Origin of the sequence: Mesorhizobium sp. GbtcB19, from assembly GCF_019091085.1 — a bacterium.
Classification (GTDB): domain Bacteria; phylum Pseudomonadota; class Alphaproteobacteria; order Rhizobiales; family Rhizobiaceae; genus Mesorhizobium.
The window spans coordinates 197,709-218,605 of sequence record NZ_JAGXJY010000007.1 but is presented as its reverse complement, the minus strand read 5'-3'; the positions used below and the strand labels follow the sequence as shown (position 1 = coordinate 218,605).

Sequence of the window (20,897 nt, the reverse complement as noted above, 5' to 3'; positions counted from 1 at the left end):
GGATTTTCTTAGGCCGCGAAATTGCAGCGCGGTCGCACCTTCGGAGATTTGTCATGACCAAGTCGAAATTGCTGCTGGCCGCCATGGTGGCCTGCCTTCTCGCGCCAGTCGCCGCGCTCGCCGACAATTTGCCCGACCTCGCCGGCAAGAAAGTCGTGGTGGTGACGGAAAACGCCTACCCGCCGCTGCAGTTCATCGACAAGAAGACCGGCAAGCAGATCGGCTGGGAATATGACGCGATGGACGAGATCGCCAAGCGGCTGAACTTCAAGGTCGAGTACCAGAATACGTCCTGGGACGCGATGATCCAGGCGGTTTCCGACAACCAGTACAACATCGGCATGACCGGCATCACCATCAAGGACGACCGCAAGGAGAAGGTCGACTTCTCCGATCCCTACATGCGCTCGGAGCAGTTCATGCTGGTGCGCGGCGACGAAAGCCGCTTCACCGACGCCAAGAGTTTTGGCGCCTTCAAGGATGGGCTGATCGGCGCCCAGCCCGGCACCACGCCCTTCTACACCGCCGTCTACAGCGTGCTCGACGGCAACGAGCAGAACCCGCGCATCAAACTGTTCGAGACGTTCGGCGCGACCGTGCAGGCGCTGAAAACGGGTGACGTCGACGTGGTGCTCACCGACGGCACCGCCGGCAAGGGCTATGTCGATGCCTCCGAAGGCAAGCTGAAGCTGATCGGCGGCCCACTCGGCACCGAGGATTTCGGCTTCATCTTCCCGAAGGGCTCGGACCTGGTGAAGCCGGTCAACGCCGCGATCGCCTCGCTGAAGGCGGACGGCACGTTCGACAAGCTCAACAAGAAGTGGTTCCTTGATTACAAGATGGGGCAGTAGGCGCTTTTGCTGCCAATGATGCGCGACAGTGGCGGGCCGAAATCCGCAAAGGCCTCATTCCTTCACCCCCCTCTCTGCCCTGCCGGGCATCTCCCCCTCAAGGAGGGAGATCGGATGTCGCGCCGGCTTTCGCCAACTATCAACGTCGCAGAATGCGCGGAGCAGCTCAAACTGCTAATCTCCCCCCTTGAGGGGGAGATGGCCGGCAGGCCAGAGAGGGGGGCCTTGGCGCTATCCTCTCGGGACGTCCGCTCCACCGGCATCGCCTAATGGCATCGCCCGCGTCCTCCGCCAAATCCGAATTCCCCTGGTGGCTGGCAGCCGCGCTCGTCCTTGCGCTCGCCGCGGCGCTCGCCATCGCCTCCAGCGATCTCTACGCGCAGGTCTTCGCCACCGTCGCCAAGGGCATCGGCATCACCATTTTCGTCACCGCGGTCGCCTTTGCGCTCGCCTCCGCGCTCGGGCTCGGCATCGCGCTGATGGCGCTGTCGGGATCGCAGTGGCTGCGCCAGATCGCTCGCTTCTATGTCGAGATCATCCGCGGCGTGCCGATCCTGGTTCTGTTGTTCTGGATCGCCTTTGCCGGCGCGCCGGCCGTCGTCGCCGCCTGGAACGCGCTGACCGCGCCGTTGCAAAGCGCCGGCCTGATTGGCGAACTGCTGGTGCGCGACGTCTCGCTTTTGTGGCGCGCCATCATGGCGCTGACCATCGGCTATTCGGCGTTCATCTCGGAAGTGTTCCGCGCCGGCATCCAGTCGGTCGAGAAAGGCCAGATCGAGGCCGCCAAGGCGCTCGGGCTGAGCCGCGTGCAGCGTTTCCGGCTGATTGTGTTCCCGCAGGCGATCCGCACCATCCTGCCGCCGCTCGGCAACGATTTCGTCGCCATGGTCAAGGATTCCTCCCTGGTCTCGGTGCTCGGCGTCGCCGACATCACCCAGATCGGCAAGGTCTATGCCGCCGGCTCGTTTCGCTTCTTCGAGACCTATTCGATCGTCGCCTATATCTACCTGATCCTCACCGTCGGCCTGTCGCTGGCGCTCAGGGCGCTGGAGCAGCGGCTGCGACGGCAGCATCAGGAATAGCCGGCTGGCATCTCTTTGTTTTGACGCAATTCCGGACGGAAGGCTCCGGCGAAGGCGCCGAACCTAACCGGTTCCCACTTTTCCTGGAATTGCTCTACCTTGGCCGACATGCAAACGGCGGAGGAGACGCCCATGAATTTCGACAAGGCCAATGCGGCGCTGGATTCCGTCTATACGGCCGATACGCCGGAAGGCCTGGCCAAGGCCTATGCCGACTGGGCAGCGACCTATGACGGCGAAACCGCCTCGCTCGGCTATCTGTTGCCGTTCCTGATCACCGCCTGGGTGGCGCGGCACGTACCGGCGGGCGAAGGCCCGCTGCTCGATGCCGGCTGCGGCACGGGGCTATCGGGGCCGTCGCTCAAGGCGCTTGGCTATGCCGACATCGCCGGGCTCGACCTTTCCGACGACATGCTGAAGCTCGCCGGCAGCCGCCAAGCCGATAACAAGCCGGCTTACAACGAATTGAAGAAAGCAATGCTCGGCGGCCCGCTGCCCTGGCCCGACCGGCATTTCCGCGCTTTCTTCTCGACCGGCGTCTTCACCATCGGCCATGCGCCGGCGGCCGGCCTGCATGAATTGGTGCGCATTACGAAGAGCGGCGGCCACGCCATCTTCACCGTGCGCGACAAGGTTTTCGAAAGCGGCGGTTTCCAGGCGGTGTTCGACGAATTGGAGCGCGCAGGGAAATGGCGGCTCGTCGAACAGAGCCCATGGTTCCGCTGCTACGCCATCGGCGATCCGGAAGCGCTGGTGAAGACGTTTGTGTTCGAGGTGGTTTGAGCGCCAGTTCCTCGCCCCCGCTTTAGGCGGGGGAGAGGTGGCCCGGCGAAGCCGGGACGGAGCGGGGGGCGCCCTCCGCGATGTCAAAGCCGTTTGAGGGTTGAAGCTCGGGAGCAGCATCGGGCCCGGATACATCCGAGCACTGCGCAGCCCCCTCTCCGTCCCGGCTTCGCCGGGCCACCTCTCCCCACTTCGTGGGGCGAGGAAACCAGGTCCCCGCCGCTAATTGCCGAAAAGCCAAAACATTGCTATCTACCCCGCCATGGAAAAGCTTTTCAGCGATCCGGCCTACAAGGGTTTCGTGCTGCAGGACAGAAAGCGCCTGCCGTCGCGTTTCTCCGCGCGCGTTTGCGGCGCGCTGACCAGCCGACTTAGCTGAGCCGACCGATCGCAGTCGTCGCGCCGGATTGCCGGCGTGCTTTTCCCATTCTCATATCGACGGATTTACGCACATGAGCGCACCGCGCACCCTCTACGACAAGATCTTCGACGACCATACGGTCGATCGCCAGGACGACGGCACCTGCCTGCTCTATATCGACCGCCACCTCGTGCACGAGGTCACCAGCCCGCAGGCCTTCGAAGGCCTGCGCATGAGCGGCAGGAAAGTTCGCCATCCGGAAAAGACGCTGGCCGTGGTCGACCACAACGTCTCGACTTCGCCAGAGCGCAAGTTCGGCATCAAGAACGAGGAAAGCCGCATCCAGGTCGAGGCGCTGGCCAAGAACGCCAAGGATTTCGGCATCGAATATTATTCCGAGAACGATATCCGCCAGGGCATCGTCCACATCATCGGGCCGGAGCAGGGTTTCACGCTGCCCGGCATGACCATTGTGTGCGGCGACAGCCACACCTCCACGCATGGCGCCTTCGGCGCCTTGGCGCACGGTATCGGCACGTCGGAGGTCGAGCATGTGCTCGCCACGCAGACGCTGATCCAGCGCAAGGCCAAGAACATGCTGGTGCGCGTCGACGGCCAGTTGCCGGAAGGCGTGACCGCCAAGGACATCATCCTGGCCATCATCGGCGAGATCGGCACCGCCGGCGGCACCGGCTATGTCATCGAATATGCCGGCGAAGCGATCCGCTCGCTGTCGATGGAAGGCCGCATGACGATCTGCAACATGTCGATCGAGGGCGGTGCTCGCGCCGGCCTCATCGCGCCGGACGAGACGACCTTCGCTTATGTCAAGGACAAGCCGCGCGCGCCCAAGGGCGCGGCCTGGGACGCAGCGATGGCCTATTGGAAGACGCTCAGTTCGGACGAAGGCGCGCATTTCGACAAAGTCGTCGTGCTCGACGCCCAGAAACTGCCGCCGATCGTCTCCTGGGGCTCCTCGCCCGAGGACGTCGTCTCGGTGCAGGGCATCGTGCCCAATCCGGAAGAGATCACTGACGAGAACAAGCGCTCGTCGAAGATCCGCGCGCTCGACTATATGGGGCTGACGCCGGGAACCAAGATCACCGATATCGAGCTCGACCGCGTGTTCATCGGCTCCTGCACCAATGGTCGCATCGAGGACCTGCGCGCCGCCGCCAAGGTTGTCGAGGGCAAGAAGGTCAATCCGCGCGTCAACGCCATGATCGTGCCGGGCTCCGGCCTGGTGAAGGAACAGGCCGAGGCCGAAGGCCTGGACAAGATCTTCCTCGCCGCCGGGTTCGACTGGCGCGAACCGGGCTGCTCGATGTGCCTGGCCATGAATGACGACCGGCTGAAGCCGCATGAGCGCTGCGCCTCGACCTCGAACCGCAATTTCGAGGGCCGGCAAGGCTTCAAGGGCCGCACCCATCTGGTGTCGCCGGCCATGGCGGCGGCGGCGGCGATCGCCGGCCACTTCGTCGACATCCGCGACTGGAAATAATCGCCAGCTTCAAACGCCGAAGGCCCGGACGCATCGTCCGGGCCTTTTGCCTTCAACGATCCTACCTGCGAACGATCTCGTGGAATTCCTCGCGCCGGCCGGGTTCGTCGGCGGCAACGACCAACGCCAGCTGGCTGTCGTCGAAGATCTTGAACCATTCGTCCCACTCGACCAGCTCGTAGCCGCCGGCATTGGGCGGGCGTTCCGGTCGGTCCTCGTCCTCATAGGCCTGCTGGTCGAAGACCAGGCGCAGCATGGCCTGCGTGCCAGGTTCGGGCGATACATCGACTATGGCCGGAAAGCCGGCCCGCGCCGCCGCCCAGGAACGGATTTCATCGTGATCGGTCAAGGTGATCGTGCCGGCCATCGCAATTGTCTCCTGGCTGGCGTCTCCAGTCTGGCCGGACAACGCCGCTCCGGCAGGGCCGGTTCCCCATGGTTTCGCGACGTATTTGGCCTGGGGCTTAACCGCTTGTTTGGGCTTAAGTCCTAGTATCTCCCGTTGGGTAAGTTGGGGAAAGTCGCAGTCCTTTGGACACTGGTCTGCTCATAGCGCTGCTCAATCCGACGATAGCGCTGGCGCTTGGCGCTGCGTTCCTCGTGCTGTGGTCCTATCAGCGCCATCGTCCGTATCTGGCCGCGCTCGCCGCCAGCTATTGCCTGTCGGCGCCGGGCTTCCTGCTGCAATATTTCACGCTGCCGATCGGCCTTGCGCTGACCAAGCTCGTTTCCAACATCTGCTTCACGATCGCGGCCTGCTGCCTTTCCAGCGCGATCGTCGCGCGCTACGGGCGGCGCGTGCCCTATGTCGGCATCGGCGTAGTGACCGGTGGCGGGCTCGCCGCCTTCTGCTGGTTCATGTTCGTCCAGCCGGACCTCACCTGGCGCGTGCTGGTCATGAATTTCGGCTTCGGCGCGCTCAGCCTGCTGGTCGCCGCGGAACTGAGAACGGTGCGCAACAACGGCCCGACCGAAAAGATCCTGTTCGTGCTGTCGCTGCTGTCGGGGCTGAACTTCGTCGTCCGCACGCTGATCGTCGTCATCGCGCACGGCCCGTTCCCCAGCTATGACGGCTTCTATGGCTCGTCCTACTGGACGACGGCGCTGCTTTCGCACGCGCTTTTGTCGCTGCTGATTGCGCTTTGCCTGTTCACCGCGGCGGCGCTCGATGTGATGCGGGCGCTGAAGGCGGAGACCCACACCGATCCGCTCTCGGGCATCCTCAACCGCCGCGGCTTCGAGGACCGGGCGACCCAACTGCTCGACCAGTGCGGCAAGGCCGGCTTTCCGGTCGCCCTGGTGCTGGCGGACCTCGATCATTTCAAGGCGCTGAACGACCGGCACGGGCATGAGGCCGGCGACCGGGTGATCGCCGACTTCGCCGCCAAGCTGCGTTCCGCCACCGGCGCGCGCGGAGCCGCCGGCCGCATCGGCGGCGAAGAGTTCGCCGTGCTTCTGCCGCTCAGCGACCTTGCGGCCGCCAGGCTCTTTGCCGAAGCGATCCGCGCCTTCTATTCTGCCGGCACGGTCGACGGCCTGCCGCCCGGCACCAGGGTCACCGCAAGCTTCGGCGTCGCCGCGCGCACCGGCAAGGAAGGGCTGATGCCGTTGATGCGGCGCGCCGACGAGGCGCTCTACAAGGCCAAGCAGAACGGCCGCGACAGCGTGCGGCTTTCCTATGAGAGACCCGAAACGACGTTTGTCGCCGTGCCGCTCGCCGTCGAGTGATACAAGTGGACTCCCGCGCCTTCGTCATCCACGGGCGGAGCGACGCGAAGCGGAGCGCAGACCCGAGGATCCATTCCGTGACCTTCGCTGAAGAATGCAGCGGGGCAGAATTCTGCACCGTGAGCGGCTCTCAAAAATAACGGAATGGATCCTCGGGTCTGCGCGCGTCGCTTCGCTCCTTGCTTCGCCCGTGGATGACGATCGGAGGGATGGCTCGGCCAATCGTGGAACCAGGCGATTGCCATTGACCTCTAAGCGGCGTTCCAAATGCTCTGACGACAGGACGGGACTTATGTCCAAATCGCAAAGGCCTGCGGCTCCCCAATATAGCCGGCGTTAACGCGATTTTCGCCCGTCGATGCTTTTCTGTCCGCAACGTCCGACGAAGGAAGATATGGGCAGCGCCGACTTCATCCTGATGATCAACCTGTCCGTCGCAGGCCTCCTGGCGGCGGCGTTCATGGCGATCGCCGTCTACGACACCGGGCGGGTTTCGGCGCGCTGGCTTGCCTTCAGCTACCTGCTCGGCATGGCCTATTTCGCCATCGAGTTCAGCATCCCGGCCTTCGCGGATGCAAGGCTGCCGGTCGTCGCCGCCTTTGCCGTGTTCCTCGGCGCAACCATCGCCTTCAATGGCGGGCTCGCCCATAAATACGGCGTGCGGCCGCCCTGGGTGCCGATGCTGTGCTTCCTGGTCGTTGCCTCGGTGGCGGTCTATCTGGTGCAGGACCTGCCGCGCCATTCGCTGACGCGCATGATGGCCTACCAATTGCCTTACGCCATCATGCAGTTCGCCGCGCTCGGCGTCGTGCTCTCTTCCCGGCAAAGGCTTGCGCGGCTCGATCATCTGCTCGCGCTGGTGCTCGGCGCCAGTGCGGTGCAGTTCGCCTCCAAGCCGCTCATCGCGGGTGCGCTGGGCGGCTGGGGCGCCAATCCGCAGGCCTATGTCCAGACCAGCTACGCGCTGGTGTCGCAGTCGCTCGGTACCGTGTTCGGCATGGCGCTGGCACTGCTAGCCTTGGCCGTGCTGGTGCGCGACGTGCTCAACGAGGCGACCTCGAAATCGGAAACCGACGCCTTGTCGCGGCTGTTCAACCGCGGCGGCTTCGAGCGTCACGCGGACCTTGCCATGCGGGACGCCGTTCGGCGCGGGGTGCCGGTGGCGCTGGTCATCGCCGATCTCGATTACTTCAAGCGCATCAACGACAGCTACGGCCATGCCTCCGGCGACCGCGTGATCGAGACCTTCGCCGGCTTCCTGCGCGAGGCGGCCGCCGAACATCATGTCGCCGGCCGCATCGGCGGCGAGGAGTTCGCCATCATCCTGCCAGGCACCAATCTCGCGGCGGCGCGGCTGTTCGCCGAGGGCGCGCGCAACGCCTTCGGCGCCCTGCCGATCGAAGGCCTGCCGGCCGACCACCGCTGCAGCGCGAGCTTCGGCGTGGCGGAATTGGCCACCGACGAGGGGTTTGCCGATCTGTTGCGGCGCGCCGACGCCGCGCTCTACGAAGCCAAGAATGCCGGCCGCGACTGCGTGCGCGTGTCAGGCGCGCTGCGGCGGCGCCAGACGCCGACGGTGTTCAACGGCAAGGGCTGAGATTGGGCATCTCGCCGTCGGAAAGCCCGTACATATAGGAACGGCCCTTGACCAGCACCGGCGGCTGGTAGCAGCCGGGCGAGCCCGGCTCGTCGGCATTGTCATAGACCACGGCCGGCTGGCCGGCGCTGGTGTATTCGGAAAGCTGCTTCGCAAGCTTGCCTTCGCCGACGATGATGCGCTTGTAGCCGGCGGCGCTGTCGATGACGAGATTGCCGAAGGAATCGGCATAGACGCGGTCGTGATGGCGCAGCCCCGCTTCGGCCGGCGCGGCGATTGCCATCGCCAGTCCCGCCAGCGCCGCTGCGGCAACGCTTGCCCGCCCTGAGTTCGAACGCATGTCGCTCTCCCTTGATCGGCGCGCGGTCGCGCCTGGAAATCCAGTTCGAATCAGAAAATTAACTGTTTCTTAACCTTTGTTAAGAGGCAGGAGGCTTTTGGCGCCGGTTCTTAAGGAACATGGTTAATTTTCGAGGGACGGGTTCTTGTCCGCCGCAGGGGCAGGCACGGAGCCGGCTCACTCCGGGTGAACTTGATCTTGCTGCGCGGCATGTCTAGCGTGCCGCGCACGAAAGGGGCAGCTTATGCGCTTTGGCCAAACGGTTCGGTTGTCGATCACCATCCCGCTGCTTCTCGCGGCCGCTGCCTGCGTGCCGCAGGACAACGCGCCGAAGGCTGCCAGTGCCGCGGCGCCGGTGGTCACCCCCACTCCGGTCCAGCAATCCGCCGCACCGGCGGCGGCGCCGATGCTTGCAGCGCCGCCGGCGGCCCCAGTCCCTGCGGCAGCCAAAACCGTGGCGCCGCCCGCCGCGCCGCCAACCAAGATCGTCACCGACCTCACCGCGCCGCGATCCGGTATCGGCACGGCCACCTACAGATGCGGCAATGGCGGCATGATCACCATCCAGAACCTGGGCAGGGCGCTGCGCGTGGTGCGGCCGGACGGCACGACCGAGGAATTCGCGGCCTCGCCCGCCAATCAGAGCAGCCGCTACCAGGAAGCGGTGACGCATGACGCAATCGTGATCGACGGGCGCGAGGCGCTGGTGATGAAGCGAGGATCCACGCCGCAGACTTGTCGAAGGTAGTGCTGCTTATTGACTGCAGCGAAACGCTACGCCGGCTTCAAGACAGCCGCTAATCGATTGAAGCGCGCGAGCGCCAATTTGTCAGACTAAATGACTTTTCCAAAACGATTTTCCGGCTTTGACGCGGTGCAAAAAGGGCATTAGAAACCGGCTGTCCGGGGCCATATATGAAGGCGGCAAACGCTGCTCTTCGGTAGCGGCATCCAGGACGCCGAACTGGGGCAGCCATGAGCAAATCACCAGCCACCCGCGCAGCAGCCAGACGTGAACGGCCGCTGTCGCCGCATCTGACGATCTACCGGCCGCCGATCACCATGACGATGTCGATCATCCATCGCATCACCGGTGGCGCGCTTTACTTCGGCACGCTGCTGGTGGCGGCGTGGCTGATCGCCGCTTCGAGCACGCAGGCCACCTTCGACTGGGTCAACTGGGCCTTCGGTTCCTGGCTCGGCCGGCTGGTCCTGTTCGGTTACACCTGGGCGCTGATGCACCACATGCTGGGCGGGTTGCGCCACCTCATCTGGGACACCGGCGCCGGGCTGGAAAAGCACACCGCCTCGAAGATCGCCTGGGCGACCCTCGTGGGTTCGGTCGTGCTCACCCTTTTGATCTGGATCGCCGGATACATGGCGCGCGGAGGCCTGGTATGAGCGGCTCCAACAACGATATGCGCACGCCGCTCGGCAAGGTGCGCGGCCTGGGCTCGGCGCGCGAAGGCACGCTGCATTTCTGGCGCCAGCGGCTGACGGCGATCGCCAACATCCCATTGCTTCTGTTCTTCGTCGGCTTCTTGATCGCGATCAACGGTCACGGCTACACGGACGTGCGGGCGGCGCTCGCCAATCCCTTCGTGGCGCTGATGCTGGCGCTGGTGCTGATATCGGGCCTCTACCACATGCGGCTCGGCATGCAGGTCATCATCGAGGACTATGTGCATGGCGAAGGCCTGAAGCTCGCGGTGATCGCCCTCAACACCTTCTTCTGCGTGGCAGTCGGCGTCGCATCGCTGTTTGCCCTGCTCAAACTGGCATTCGGAGGCTGACGTCTTGGCCAACGCAAACACGGCTTCCGCCTATAATTTTGTCGACCACAAATTCGATGTCGTGATCGTCGGCGCCGGCGGCGCCGGCTTGCGCGCCACGCTCGGCATGGCCGAGCAGGGCCTGCGCACCGCCTGCATCACCAAAGTGTTCCCGACCCGCTCGCACACCGTTGCCGCGCAGGGCGGCATCGCCGCCTCGCTCTCCAACATGGGCCCGGATTCCTGGCAGTGGCATATGTACGACACCGTCAAGGGCTCGGACTGGCTGGGCGACGTCGACGCCATGGAATATATGGTGCGCGAGGCGCCGGCCGCGGTCTACGAGCTCGAGCACTATGGCGTGCCGTTCTCGCGCACCGAGGAAGGCAAGATCTACCAGCGGCCGTTCGGCGGCCACATGATGAATTACGGCGACGGCCCGCCCGTGCAGCGCACCTGCGCGGCCGCCGACCGCACCGGCCATGCCATCCTGCACACGCTCTATGGCCAGTCGCTGAAGAACAACGCACAGTTCTTCATCGAGTATTTCGCGCTCGACCTGATCATGGAGCCGGACGGCACCTGCACCGGAGTCGTGGCCTGGAACCTCGACGACGGCACCATCCACCGCTTCTCGGCCAAGATGGTGGTGCTGGCGACCGGCGGCTACGGCCGCGCCTATTTCTCCGCCACCTCGGCGCATACCTGCACCGGCGACGGTGGCGGCATGGCGGCCAGAGCCGGGCTGCCGCTGCAGGACATGGAGTTCGTTCAGTTCCACCCGACCGGCATCTATGGCGCCGGCTGCCTGATCACCGAAGGCGCGCGCGGCGAGGGCGGCTATCTGGTCAATTCCGAGGGCGAGCGCTTCATGGAGCGCTACGCGCCGTCGGCCAAGGACCTTGCCTCGCGCGACGTCGTCTCGCGCTGCATGACGCTGGAGATCCGCGAGGGCCGCGGCGTCGGCAAGAAGAAGGACCACATCTTCCTGCATCTCGACCATCTCGATCCGGCCGTGCTGCATGAGCGGCTTCCGGGCATCTCGGAATCGGCCAAGATCTTCGCCGGCGTCGACCTCACCAAGGAGCCGATCCCGGTGCTGCCGACGGTGCACTACAACATGGGCGGCGTGCCGACCAATTACTGGGGCGAGGCGCTCAACCCGACGGCCGACAGCCCCGACCGCGTGTCGCCCGGCCTGATGGCGGTCGGCGAGGCCGGCTGCGCCTCGGTGCATGGCGCCAACCGGCTTGGCTCCAACTCGCTGATCGACCTCGTCGTGTTCGGCCGCGCCGCGGCTATCCGCGCCGGCCAGGTGATCGACCGCAAGTCGGCGATCCCGTCGCCCAACGAAGCCTCGGTCGAAAAGATCATGGAGCGCTTCGACAGGCTGCGCAACGCCAACGGCTCGACGCCGACGGCGGTGCTGAGGGAGAAGATGCAGCGCGCCATGCAAGAAGACGCCGCTGTGTTCCGCACGCAGGAATCGCTCGAGAACGGCTGCAAGCGCATTTCGGAACTCTGGGGCGAGCTCAAGGACATCAAGGTCACCGACCGCTCGATGATCTGGAATTCCGACCTCGTCGAGACGCTGGAGCTGGAAAACCTGATGGCCAACGCCATCACCACGGTCCACGGCGCCGAAGCGCGCAAGGAGAGCCGCGGCGCGCATGCGCGTGAGGATTTCGACAAGCGCGACGACGCCAACTGGCGCAAGCATACGCTGGCCCATCTGAGCGAAGACGGCAAGGTGACGCTGACCTACCGGCCGGTGCATACCGAGCCGCTGCTGGCGGAGAAGGACGGCGGCATCAGCCTGGCCAAGATCGCGCCGAAGGCCAGGGTGTATTGACCATGGCGCAGGCGGCAACGGGATATTCCGGCACGCCCCTTCCGGCCAAGCTCGGCCTGAAGGATGGCATGGTTGCCGCCTTCATTGCGCTGCCGCCGGAGCTCGACGCTCTTACGGAAGCCGTTTCCTTTGCCGGCGTCGACCGGCTCGCGGAATGGTCGGCGATCTCGGGCAGCCGGAAATACGATGCCGTGCACGCTTTCACGCGGCAGCGCGCCGAGATCGAGGACGGCTTGGCCGGCATAGAGGCGGCGATCAAGCGCGACGGCATGGTCTGGGTCTCGTGGCCGAAGAAGGCCTCGAAGGTGCCGACCGACGTCACCGAGGACGTCATCCGGTCGGAGGCGCTGAGGCGCGACCTCGTCGACGTCAAGGTCGCCGCCGTCAACGAAATCTGGTCCGGGCTGAAGCTCGTCATCCGAAAGGACCGCAGGTAATGGTCGAACTCACGCTTCCCAAAAATTCCAAGGTCCAGCAGGGCAAGACCTGGCCGAAGCCGGAAGGCGCGACGAACCTCAGGGAATACCGCATCTACCGCTGGTCGCCGGACGATGACGAAAACCCGCGCATGGACACCTATTTCGTCGACATGGACGATTGCGGTCCGATGGTTCTCGACGCGCTGTTGTGGATCAAGAACAAGATCGACCCGACGCTGACGCTGCGCCGCTCCTGCCGCGAAGGCATTTGCGGCTCCTGCGCCATGAATATCGACGGCTCGAACACGCTGGCCTGCACCAAGGGCGCCGACGACATTTCAGGCGCGGTGAAGGTCTATCCACTGCCGCACATGGAGGTGATCAAGGACCTGGTGCCGGACCTCACCAATTTCTATGCCCAGCACGCTTCGATCCAGCCCTGGCTGCAGACGGTCTCGCCAACGCCGGCGAAGGAATGGCTGCAGAGCCACGAGGACCGCGAGAAGCTCGACGGGCTGTACGAATGCATCCTGTGCGCCTGCTGCTCGACGTCGTGCCCGAGTTACTGGTGGAACGGCGACCGCTATCTCGGTCCGGCGGTGCTCCTGCAGGCCTATCGCTGGCTGATCGACAGCCGTGACGAGGCGACGGGCGAGCGGCTCGACAATCTGGAAGATCCGTTCCGGCTCTATCGCTGCCACACCATCATGAACTGCGCGCAGACCTGCCCCAAGGGCTTGAACCCCGCCAAGGCGATCGCCGAGATCAAGAAGATGATGGTGGAGAGAAGGGTTTAGCGTTGGTGGACTCGCTCACGGCCAACGCAGCGTTCCTTCACACCCCCCTCTGTCCTGCCGGACATCTCGCCCGCAAGGGGGGAGATTGGCTGTCATTTCGGCTTTCGCTAATCTCCAGCGTTGCAACAATGGGCGAGCGGCGCTGCAACTGCTGATCTCCCCCCTTGCGGGGGAGATGTCCGGCAGGACAGAGGGGGGTGCTGTCCCTCCAGCCTCAAAAGGATAGGCAACTCAATGAGCGAAGATCTCCCCATCCTCTCCGCCGTCGAGGCGCGCGTGCTGGGCTCCCTGATCGAGAAGAAGGAGCTGACGCCGGACGTCTATCCGCTGACGCTCAACGGCGCGCACCAGGCGGCCAACCAGAAGACGGCGCGCGAGCCGGTGATGGCGTTGGAGCTGACCGAGATCAGGCGGGCGCTGAGCTCGCTCGAGCAGAAGGGGCTGGTGCGCCAGGCCTTCGCCTCGCGCGTCGAGCGCTACGAGCATCTGATGGCGCAGCGCTTTTCGCTGACCACGCCGCAGATCGCGGTGATCGGGCTTTTGCTCCTGCGCGGCGCGCAGACGGCGCATGAATTGCTTGCCCGCTCTGAACGTATGGCGCGCTTTGCCTCGATCGAGGAGCTGCGCGACAATCTCGACCTGATGATCGGCCGCCGGCCGCCGCTGATCCAGCTGCTCGAACGCGCGCCCGGGCAGCGCGAGGAGCGCTATGTGCATTTGCTGAGTGGCCCGGTGGAAGCGGCGGCGGTGGCGGCGCCCTGGCAGCCAACGGCGACTGCTGCGGATGCTGATCTCGAAGCGCGCGTCAAGGCGTTGGAGGAAGAGCTCGCGGCTTTGCGGGCGAGAGTCGAGGCGCTGGGTTTATAGCTCGCTGGAAAGGTTGGCGCGAGGCCCCCCTCTCTGTCCTGCCGGACATCTCCCCCTCAAGGGGGGAGATCAGATGTCACGCCGGCTTTCGCCAATTTCCAACGTTGCCGGATGAGCGAGGCGCGGGAACTGCCAATCTCCCCCCTTGAGGGGGAGATGCCCGGCAGGGCAGAGAGGGGGGCGAAGGATCGCGGCCCTCCCAAACCAGTCACCCCAGCTTCGCGTCCAACGACACCTTGATCGCTCCTAGCGCCTTCGACACCGGGCATTCCGCCTTGGCCTTCTCGGCCAGTTCCTTGAACTTCGCGGCGTCGATGCCCGGCACCTTGCCGACCAGAGTGATGGCGCTGCCGGTGATGCCGGTGCCGGGCACCAGCGTCACCACCGCCTTGGCGTCGAGCTCGGCGGCCGGCGTGCCGTTCTCGGCCAGGAAATGCGACAGCTGCATGGCGTAGCAGCCGGCATGTGCGGCGGCGATCAGCTCTTCCGGATTGGTGCCGGACTTGCCGCTCTCGTCCTGGAAGCGCGCCTTGAACGAATAGGGTGCGGCCTTCAGCGCGCCGCTCTGCGTGTCGAGCGTGCCCTTGCCTTCCGTCAGATTGCCTTTCCAGACGGCGTTTGCGGTGCGGTCCATGGAGTCCTCCTGGTCTGTCGGGGTTGCGCCGGCGGGCGCCGACGTTCCCGCAAACTATAGCGCGGGCGCGGAGGAAGACCATCCATGGCTTGATATGATTATGTTTGGCGGGACACGAAGTTTCTCGAAAAAAATGTCCGCGCAAAAATGTCGACTTCCCATCGGCCCGACCGTCCTGCGGGCGGCCACTCATGACCGATGGAGATTTGAAGATGGACAATCTGTTTCTTGCGATCTGGGGTACGCCCGGACGAAAGGCCCGGCGACCGGAAGAATTCTGGCTGGATCCGCCGGTACCGGGCTTCGGCCGGCTGGCGGCGGCCATCGCCATCATCGGCATCGCGGCATGCCTGCTCGATCACGCGGCGACGGCAAGCAAAACTGACACCGCCGCCTTCGCCGCCTATAAATCATCAACGGAAGGGAGCCTGAAATGAAATATGTCCTGCTGGTCTATGGCGAGGAAAAGGACCTCTTCGCGCTGACGCCGGAACGAGGGGCCAAGCTCGATGCCGACTCGCTCGCCTATGACAGGGAGCTCGACCGGCAGGGCAAGCTGATCATCGCGCAGGCGCTGCAGCCGGTGAAGACATCGAAATCGCTGAGGCGGCGCAAGGGCAAGGCGCTGGTGACCGACGGGCCGTTCGCGGAGACCAAGGAGCAGTTGCTCGGCTTCGTCATGGTCGAGGCGGCGGACCTTGCCGAGGCGCTGAAGATCGCGGAAGGCATTCCTCTGGCCGAGCTCGGCACGGTCGAGGTCCGGGCGATCTACGACATACCGGGTTCATGATGCCGCCTTATCGCGGTTGTGGCGCGATGTTCAGCCTTTCTTCACCGGTCGCAACCGTTGCGTGTTGAAGCAATGCCGCGCTTCTCTTATCGTCACCGCGATTTCGGGGAAATTCGGCATGCCTATTCTTATTGCGATACTTGGCCTGCTTGGAGCGGCCGCCATCTGGTGGTACCGGCTGAAATATATGAGCGACGCCGCGCGCGAGGTGGCCGACGTCGTCGGCCGCGTGCAAGGCAATATGCGGCGCAAGAAACTGCGCAAGCAGGCGGCGCTGTCGCCGCTGACGGCGATCGACGATCCGGTGGTGGCGGCCGCGACGCTGATCACCGCGATCGTCGCCGAGCAAGGACCGGTGCTGCCGAAGCGCGAGGCGGTGCTGCGCGAGGTGATCGCGCAGATCGCCGAAAGTCCGAAGAAGACCGACGAGGCCGTCGTCTACGCCAAATGGGCGGCGGCGCAGGTCGACGACACGACGATCGTCATCGACAAGCTGGCGCCCTTCCTGCTCGAGCGCCTCGATCCGCATGAGCGCGACGACCTGCTCAAGATGCTGAACCGCGTCGCGCAGGGCGGCGAGCAGAGCCTCAAGATCGCTGATCAGCGGATGTTGAGGTTAAGGCAGAAGCTGGGTTTCGAGGTCAACTAGAATTCAGGTGAGGCCGGCCTGTAAATGCCGGCTTCCTGCGCTTCCGGTGCTCACGTACGAGAAGTACGCTCCGCTCCGGTTCTCGGAATCCGCCATTTTCGGCTCGGCCTGACCTGAATTTTCGGCGTCGCGGCGGCGGTCGGATCGCCTGCCTCGGCGATTGGCTGGAACGCCTGTCGCTTCGTCATTCTATGGCGGAGCAAGGAGCGAAGCGACGCGGCGCAGACCATAGAATCCATGCCGTTACCTCAACGCGTTGCTGCGTGCGGAATTCTGTTCGGCTGCACTCTTCGGTCAAGGTCACGGAATGGATCCTCGGGTCTGCGCTCCGCTTCGCGTCGCTCCGCCCGTGGATGACGACGTCGTTTAGGCTTCGGCGTCACTGCAATATAGTTCAGATCGCCTCGCCCTTGAGCAGCCTCGGCGTGTCGCCGGACAGGCCCGAAGCCTGGCGAATGAAGAATTCCTTCAGCTTCGGCATGCGCTCGACAAGCCCGAGGCCGAGGTCGCGCGCGGCGCGCAGCGGGCCGATGTCGTTGGAGAACAGCCGGTTGAGCACGTCGGTGGTGACGCCCATCTGCAGCGTGTCGAAGCGGCGCCATTGCTGGTAGCGCTCGAGCACGTCGAGGGCGCCGATGTCCTGGCCGAGCCGGTCGGCCTCGACCACGACTTCCGCCAGCGCTGCCACATCCTTGAAGCCGAGATTGAGGCCCTGGCCGGCGATCGGGTGGATGCCGTGCGCGGCGTCGCCGGCGAGCGCGATGCGCGGCGCGACGAAGGCCCGCGCCAGCGTCAGGCCGAGCGGCCAGGCGCGGGGCTTGTCGGCGACCCGGATCTCGCCGAGCTTGAGACCGAAGCGCTGCTCCAGATCATGCTCGAAGACGAACTCGTCGCCCTCGACCAGCGCCTTGGCATCTTCGGTGCGTTCCACCCAGACGATCGACGAGCGGTTGGTGCCATCCTTGTCCGGCTTCAGCGGCAGTGTGGCGAACGGACCGGCGGGCAGGAAATGCTCCTCGGCGCGGCCGTTGTGCGGGCGCTCATGCGCCACCGTGCAGACGATGCCGGACTGGCCGTATTCCCATTTCACCGTCTTGATGCCGGCCATGTCGCGCAGCTTCGAATTGACGCCGTCAGCGGCGACCAGCAGCCGCGCCTTCAGCGCCGCGCCATCGGCCAGGTGCACGGTGATGCCGGCGCCATTGGTGTCGAAGGCGCTGACCGCCATGCCTTCGATGATATCGATGCCGAGTTTTTCGGCGCGCCGGCGCAGCGCGCCGTTCAAGTCGCGGTTGGCGACCATATGGGCGAAGGGTTCGCCCGGCGCCACCTCGCCGTCGAAGGTCAAAAATACCGGGCGGACCGGGTCGGCGGCGCGCGAGTCGGTGATGATCATTTCGGTGATCGCCTGTGCCTCCGGCGCGATCTCTTCCCAGACGCCGAGCTGTTCCAACATGCGGCTGGCGGCCGCTGCGACGGCCGAGGCGCGGCCGTCGCGCTGCCAGACGCCGGCGGGGGCGGAATCGACGATGGCGATGGCGAGGCTAGGGCGCGCCTGCTTCAACGACACGGCGGCGGTGAGCCCGACATAGCCGGCGCCGGCGATGAGCACGTCCAGCGGTGCCTCGCGGTTTCCGTTCGCCCCAGCTCCATCCGGCTTGCGGTCGACCATGGCATCTTCCTTTCGCGGCTTCGGCCGGCTGCCGTTTGCGGCCTTGACTGCCCGCACGTCCTGTCCGAAACCGGCCATGGCACATCTTTGAAGGATTTCAAACATGACGGCGGCCATGGACGAGCTTCTCGACATTCTCGACCTCGAGCAGCTCGAACACAATCTGTATCGTGGTCGCAGCCCCAAGGTCGACTGGCAGCGCGTCTTCGGCGGCCAGACCATCGCGCAGGCGCTGGTCGCCGCGCAGCGCACCGTCGAGCCGGAACGTCACGTGCATTCGCTGCACGGCTATTTCATGCGGCCGGGCGACACCAAGCTGCCGATCGTCTACGAGGTCGACCGCATCCGCGACGGCGGCTCCTTCACCACGCGCCGCGTCGTGGCGATCCAGCATGGCCAGGCGATCTTTTCGCTGGAAGCGTCGTTCCAGCAGGACGAGGTCGGGCTGGAGCATCAGCTGCCGATGCCGCGCGACGTGCCGGCGCCCGACACGTTGCTCTCCCAGCGCGAGCTGTTGAGAAAATTCGGCGAGGCGGTGCCGGAAGGCATCAAGCGCTACTGGGAGCGCGACCGGCCGATCGAGATGAAGCCGGTGATGCTGAAGCATTACACCAGCCGCGAGAAACTGGAGCCTGAGCAGAACATCTGGATCCGCACCACCGGCCCGGTGCCGGAAAACCGCGCCATCCAGGCGGCGGTGCTTGCCTATCTTTCGGACATGACGCTGCTCGACACCTCGACCTTCGCGCATGGCCGCGCCATCTTCGACCGCGACATCCAGGCCGCCAGCCTCGACCACGCCATGTGGTTCCACCGCAGTCATTCGCTGGACGACTGGATCCTCTACAATCAGGACAGCCCGTCGACGCAAGGTTCGCGCGGCTTCACGCGCGGTTCGCTGTTCGCTCGCGACGGAACGCTGATCGCCTCGGTCGCCCAGGAAGGCCTGATCCGGCTGAAACGCTGAGCCGGTTTCGCGTTTAGCCTGCTAAACAGGCATTTCTCAAATTCTGCCTACTTTTTAATCATTCGCCTTCGCGTTCCTGCGCCGCAAAATTGGGCACAGGGCACTCGCTCCCTTTGTTTACAACAGGTTAACGCCCGTTTCGGCAATTGGCACGGAGCTTGAATCCTGTTGTGCACTCTCCGGCTCCCCACGGGATCGGCGAAGTCGTGCAATCGCGGGGGACCGCAACAGCAAAGGGTGAAACCTTATGAAAATCGTGATGGCAATCATCAAGCCGTTCAAGCTCGACGAGGTGCGCGAAGCGCTCACCGCCGTCGGCATCCAGGGCCTGACCGTCACCGAAGTGAAAGGCTACGGGCGTCAGAAGGGACACACGGAAATCTATCGCGGCGCGGAATACGCGGTCAGCTTCCTGCCCAAGATCAAGATCGAGGTCGCGGTCGGCGCCGACATGGTCGACAAGGCCGTCGAAGCCATCACCGCGGCCGCCAAGACCGGCCAGATCGGCGACGGCAAGATCTTCGTCTTCGGCATCGACCAGGCAGTGCGCATCCGCACCGGCGAAACAGACACCGACGCGCTCTGAGCGGCGACCAGCTATTCCAACGGAGAGTTCAATGAATATTCCTTCCACCTCGAAGACGACGGGACGCGCTGCCGCCCTCGCGGCGTTCGCGTTCACAGCCTTGAGCTCGGTCGCAGCCTTCGCGCAGACAGCCGCGCCGGCCGCCACGACCACCGCTCCGGCGCCCGCGCCGACCCCGGTCCTCGACACCGGCAACACCGCCTGGATGCTGACCTCGACGGCGCTGGTGCTGATGATGACCATTCCCGGCCTGGCGCTGTTCTATGGCGGCATGGTGCGCAAGAAGAACGTGCTGGCCACCATCATGCAGAGCTTCGCCATCACCTGCCTGGTGACGGTGCTGTGGTTCATGTTCGGCTATTCGCTCGCCTTCACCACCAACGACTCCTCCAGCCTGAACAACTATATCGGCGGCTTCTCGCGCTTCTTCCACCACGGCATCACGGTTTCGACGCTTTGGCTGCCGGGAGTCTCGAACATTCCCGAGTTCGTCTTCTCGATGTTCCAGATGACCTTTGCCATCATCACGCCGGCGCTGATTGCCGGCGCCTTCGCCGAGCGCATGAAATTCTCGGCGTTGCTGCTCTTCATGGGCCTGTGGCTGGTCTTCGTCTACGCGCCGATCGCGCATTGGGTGTGGGGCGGCGGCTTCCTCGGCACGGCCGGCGTTCTCGACTTCGCCGGCGGCACGGTCGTCCATATCAACGCCGGTGTCGCGGGCCTGGTCTGCGCATTGGTGCTGGGCAAGCGCGAGGGCTACGGCACCACCAACATGGCGCCGCATAATCTCGTCTATTCGGTGATCGGCGCCTCGCTGCTGTGGGTCGGCTGGTTCGGTTTCAACGCCGGTTCGGAACTGGCGGCCGACGGCCTCGCCGGCGCCGCGATGATGAACACGCAGGTCGCCACCGCCGCCGCGGCGCTGGCCTGGATGTTCGCCGAATGGATCGTCGCCAAGAAGCCCTCGGTGCTCGGCATCATCTCGGGCGCCGTCGCCGGCCTCGTCGCGGTGACGCCGGCTTCCGGCTTCGTCAACCCGACCGGCGCCTTCATCGTCGGCATTCTCGCCGGCGTCATCTGCTACCTGTCGGCGGTCAAGCTCAAGCATGCGCTCGGCTATGACGACTCGCTCGATGCCTTCGGCGTGCATGGTATCGGCGGTATCGTCGGCGCCCTGCTCACCGGCGCGCTCGCCGATCCGGCGATCAACGCGCTCGGCAAGGACGCTTCGGTCGGCAAGCAGCTTTACGGCATCGCCTTCACCATCCTGTGGACCGCGGTCGCCACTTTCGTGATCCTCTACATCGTCAAGGCGCTCGTCGGCCTGCGTCCGTCGACCCAGGAAGAAGTGGAAGGTCTCGACGTCACCCAGCACGGCGAAGTGGTGCCGTAAGGCCGGCTTTGCCGGAGCGGTTCATCGTTTCACGGAAACGCAGAGCCGCTCCGCTACTTGCTTGGGGCAATTCCGGACGGGAAACCCGTTTCACATTTTCCTGGAATTGCCCGAGGGCCGGCGGATCCTCCTCCCGCCGGCCCGGAATTCCTCCCAAGATCCCGTCGTGACGCTTCCGCAAGGGGCTCACGCCTTGAGGCCCGGAGCAATCCGGGCCTCCTTTTTTTGGAAAATCGTTCGTACTGGTGCGCCGGGC

Annotated in this window: 23 protein-coding genes; 19 read left to right on the top strand and 4 right to left on the bottom strand. The window is 64.8% G+C overall.

Annotation, left to right across the window (positions count from 1 at the left end):
- Positions 1–53: 53 nt before the first annotated feature.
- From KVT37_RS15175 to leuC, 4 genes are all read left to right on the top strand, one after another.
- Positions 54–851: a transporter substrate-binding domain-containing protein gene (locus tag KVT37_RS15175; protein ID WP_217574320.1), complete on the top strand. Its 798-nt coding sequence runs from the start codon at positions 54–56 to the stop codon at positions 849–851.
- 269 nt (positions 852–1,120) lie between these two features.
- Positions 1,121–1,933, top strand: a complete 813-nt coding sequence (locus KVT37_RS15170) for an amino acid ABC transporter permease (protein ID WP_217574318.1) — start codon at positions 1,121–1,123, stop codon at positions 1,931–1,933.
- A 132-nt stretch (positions 1,934–2,065) separates the two neighbouring features.
- Complete coding sequence (locus tag KVT37_RS15165; RefSeq protein ID WP_217574316.1) at positions 2,066–2,716, top strand: class I SAM-dependent methyltransferase; 651 nt, start codon at positions 2,066–2,068, stop codon at positions 2,714–2,716.
- A 452-nt stretch (positions 2,717–3,168) separates the two neighbouring features.
- Positions 3,169–4,578, top strand: a complete 1,410-nt coding sequence (leuC, locus tag KVT37_RS15160) for a 3-isopropylmalate dehydratase large subunit (protein WP_217574314.1) — start codon at positions 3,169–3,171, stop codon at positions 4,576–4,578.
- Between the two features lie 61 nt (positions 4,579–4,639).
- On the opposite strand, the gene KVT37_RS15155 is transcribed toward leuC, so the two are convergent.
- Complete coding sequence (locus tag KVT37_RS15155; protein ID WP_217574312.1) at positions 4,640–4,945, bottom strand: hypothetical protein; 306 nt, start codon at positions 4,943–4,945, stop codon at positions 4,640–4,642.
- A gap of 164 nt (positions 4,946–5,109) precedes the next feature.
- On the opposite strand from KVT37_RS15155, the gene KVT37_RS15150 reads away from it, so the two are divergent.
- On the top strand, positions 5,110–6,306 hold the full coding sequence (locus tag KVT37_RS15150) for a diguanylate cyclase (RefSeq protein WP_217574310.1): 1,197 nt from the start codon (positions 5,110–5,112) through the stop codon (positions 6,304–6,306).
- Between the two features lie 394 nt (positions 6,307–6,700).
- On the top strand, positions 6,701–7,903 hold the full coding sequence (locus KVT37_RS15145) for a diguanylate cyclase (protein ID WP_217574308.1): 1,203 nt from the start codon (positions 6,701–6,703) through the stop codon (positions 7,901–7,903).
- Here the strand turns inward: KVT37_RS15145 and KVT37_RS15140 are convergent.
- Positions 7,887–8,243 carry a hypothetical protein gene (locus KVT37_RS15140; RefSeq protein ID WP_217574306.1) on the bottom strand — a complete coding sequence of 119 codons (357 nt, stop codon included), beginning with the start codon at positions 8,241–8,243 and terminating at the stop codon, positions 7,887–7,889. The genes KVT37_RS15145 and KVT37_RS15140 overlap by 17 nt on opposite strands.
- A gap of 244 nt (positions 8,244–8,487) precedes the next feature.
- On the opposite strand from KVT37_RS15140, the gene KVT37_RS15135 reads away from it, so the two are divergent.
- From KVT37_RS15135 to KVT37_RS15105, 7 genes are all read left to right on the top strand, one after another.
- Complete coding sequence (locus KVT37_RS15135; RefSeq protein WP_217574304.1) at positions 8,488–8,991, top strand: hypothetical protein; 504 nt, start codon at positions 8,488–8,490, stop codon at positions 8,989–8,991.
- A 227-nt stretch (positions 8,992–9,218) separates the two neighbouring features.
- Positions 9,219–9,644: a succinate dehydrogenase, cytochrome b556 subunit gene (gene sdhC, locus KVT37_RS15130; RefSeq protein WP_217574302.1), complete on the top strand. Its 426-nt coding sequence runs from the start codon at positions 9,219–9,221 to the stop codon at positions 9,642–9,644.
- Positions 9,641–10,036, top strand: coding sequence for a succinate dehydrogenase, hydrophobic membrane anchor protein (sdhD, locus tag KVT37_RS15125; protein WP_217574300.1), 396 nt, complete (start codon positions 9,641–9,643; stop codon positions 10,034–10,036). The genes sdhC and sdhD overlap by 4 nt, the downstream gene beginning before the upstream one ends.
- Positions 10,037–10,040: 4 nt before the next feature.
- Positions 10,041–11,867 carry a succinate dehydrogenase flavoprotein subunit gene (gene sdhA, locus KVT37_RS15120; protein WP_217574298.1) on the top strand — a complete coding sequence of 609 codons (1,827 nt, stop codon included), beginning with the start codon at positions 10,041–10,043 and terminating at the stop codon, positions 11,865–11,867.
- 2 nt (positions 11,868–11,869) lie between these two features.
- Positions 11,870–12,304: a DUF3052 family protein gene (locus tag KVT37_RS15115; protein WP_217574296.1), complete on the top strand. Its 435-nt coding sequence runs from the start codon at positions 11,870–11,872 to the stop codon at positions 12,302–12,304.
- Complete coding sequence (locus KVT37_RS15110; protein WP_217574294.1) at positions 12,304–13,083, top strand: succinate dehydrogenase iron-sulfur subunit; 780 nt, start codon at positions 12,304–12,306, stop codon at positions 13,081–13,083. The genes KVT37_RS15115 and KVT37_RS15110 overlap by 1 nt, the downstream gene beginning before the upstream one ends.
- Positions 13,084–13,317: 234 nt before the next feature.
- On the top strand, positions 13,318–13,950 hold the full coding sequence (locus KVT37_RS15105) for a YceH family protein (protein ID WP_217574292.1): 633 nt from the start codon (positions 13,318–13,320) through the stop codon (positions 13,948–13,950).
- 208 nt (positions 13,951–14,158) lie between these two features.
- Here KVT37_RS15105 and KVT37_RS15100 read toward each other — a convergent pair whose 3' ends face one another.
- Positions 14,159–14,584 (bottom strand): OsmC family protein, encoded by a 426-nt coding sequence (locus tag KVT37_RS15100; RefSeq protein ID WP_217574290.1) that lies wholly within the window; start codon positions 14,582–14,584, stop codon positions 14,159–14,161.
- A gap of 212 nt (positions 14,585–14,796) precedes the next feature.
- Here KVT37_RS15100 and KVT37_RS15095 point away from each other — a divergent pair, with 212 nt between their 5' ends.
- From KVT37_RS15095 to KVT37_RS15085, 3 genes are all read left to right on the top strand, one after another.
- Positions 14,797–15,021, top strand: coding sequence for a hypothetical protein (locus KVT37_RS15095; protein WP_217574288.1), 225 nt, complete (start codon positions 14,797–14,799; stop codon positions 15,019–15,021).
- Positions 15,018–15,374, top strand: a complete 357-nt coding sequence (locus KVT37_RS15090) for a YciI family protein (RefSeq protein ID WP_217574286.1) — start codon at positions 15,018–15,020, stop codon at positions 15,372–15,374. Before KVT37_RS15095 ends, KVT37_RS15090 begins: the two co-directional genes overlap by 4 nt.
- Before the next feature lie 118 nt (positions 15,375–15,492).
- A complete protein-coding gene (locus KVT37_RS15085; RefSeq protein WP_217574284.1) occupies positions 15,493–16,023 on the top strand; it encodes a hypothetical protein in 531 nt (176 codons plus the stop codon).
- Between the two features lie 394 nt (positions 16,024–16,417).
- On the opposite strand, the gene KVT37_RS15080 is transcribed toward KVT37_RS15085, so the two are convergent.
- A complete protein-coding gene (locus KVT37_RS15080; RefSeq protein ID WP_217574470.1) occupies positions 16,418–17,695 on the bottom strand; it encodes a ubiquinone biosynthesis hydroxylase in 1,278 nt (425 codons plus the stop codon).
- Between the two features lie 103 nt (positions 17,696–17,798).
- On the opposite strand from KVT37_RS15080, the gene tesB reads away from it, so the two are divergent.
- From tesB to KVT37_RS15065, 3 genes are all read left to right on the top strand, one after another.
- The gene (tesB, locus tag KVT37_RS15075; RefSeq protein WP_217574282.1) at positions 17,799–18,662 is read left to right on the top strand and encodes an acyl-CoA thioesterase II; all 864 of its coding nucleotides are present in this window, start codon (positions 17,799–17,801) and stop codon (positions 18,660–18,662) included.
- A gap of 247 nt (positions 18,663–18,909) precedes the next feature.
- Positions 18,910–19,248, top strand: a complete 339-nt coding sequence (locus KVT37_RS15070) for a P-II family nitrogen regulator (protein ID WP_006327120.1) — start codon at positions 18,910–18,912, stop codon at positions 19,246–19,248.
- A gap of 205 nt (positions 19,249–19,453) precedes the next feature.
- Positions 19,454–20,641 (top strand): ammonium transporter, encoded by a 1,188-nt coding sequence (locus KVT37_RS15065; protein WP_217574468.1) that lies wholly within the window; start codon positions 19,454–19,456, stop codon positions 20,639–20,641.
- The last annotated feature ends 256 nt before the right edge of the window (positions 20,642–20,897 follow it).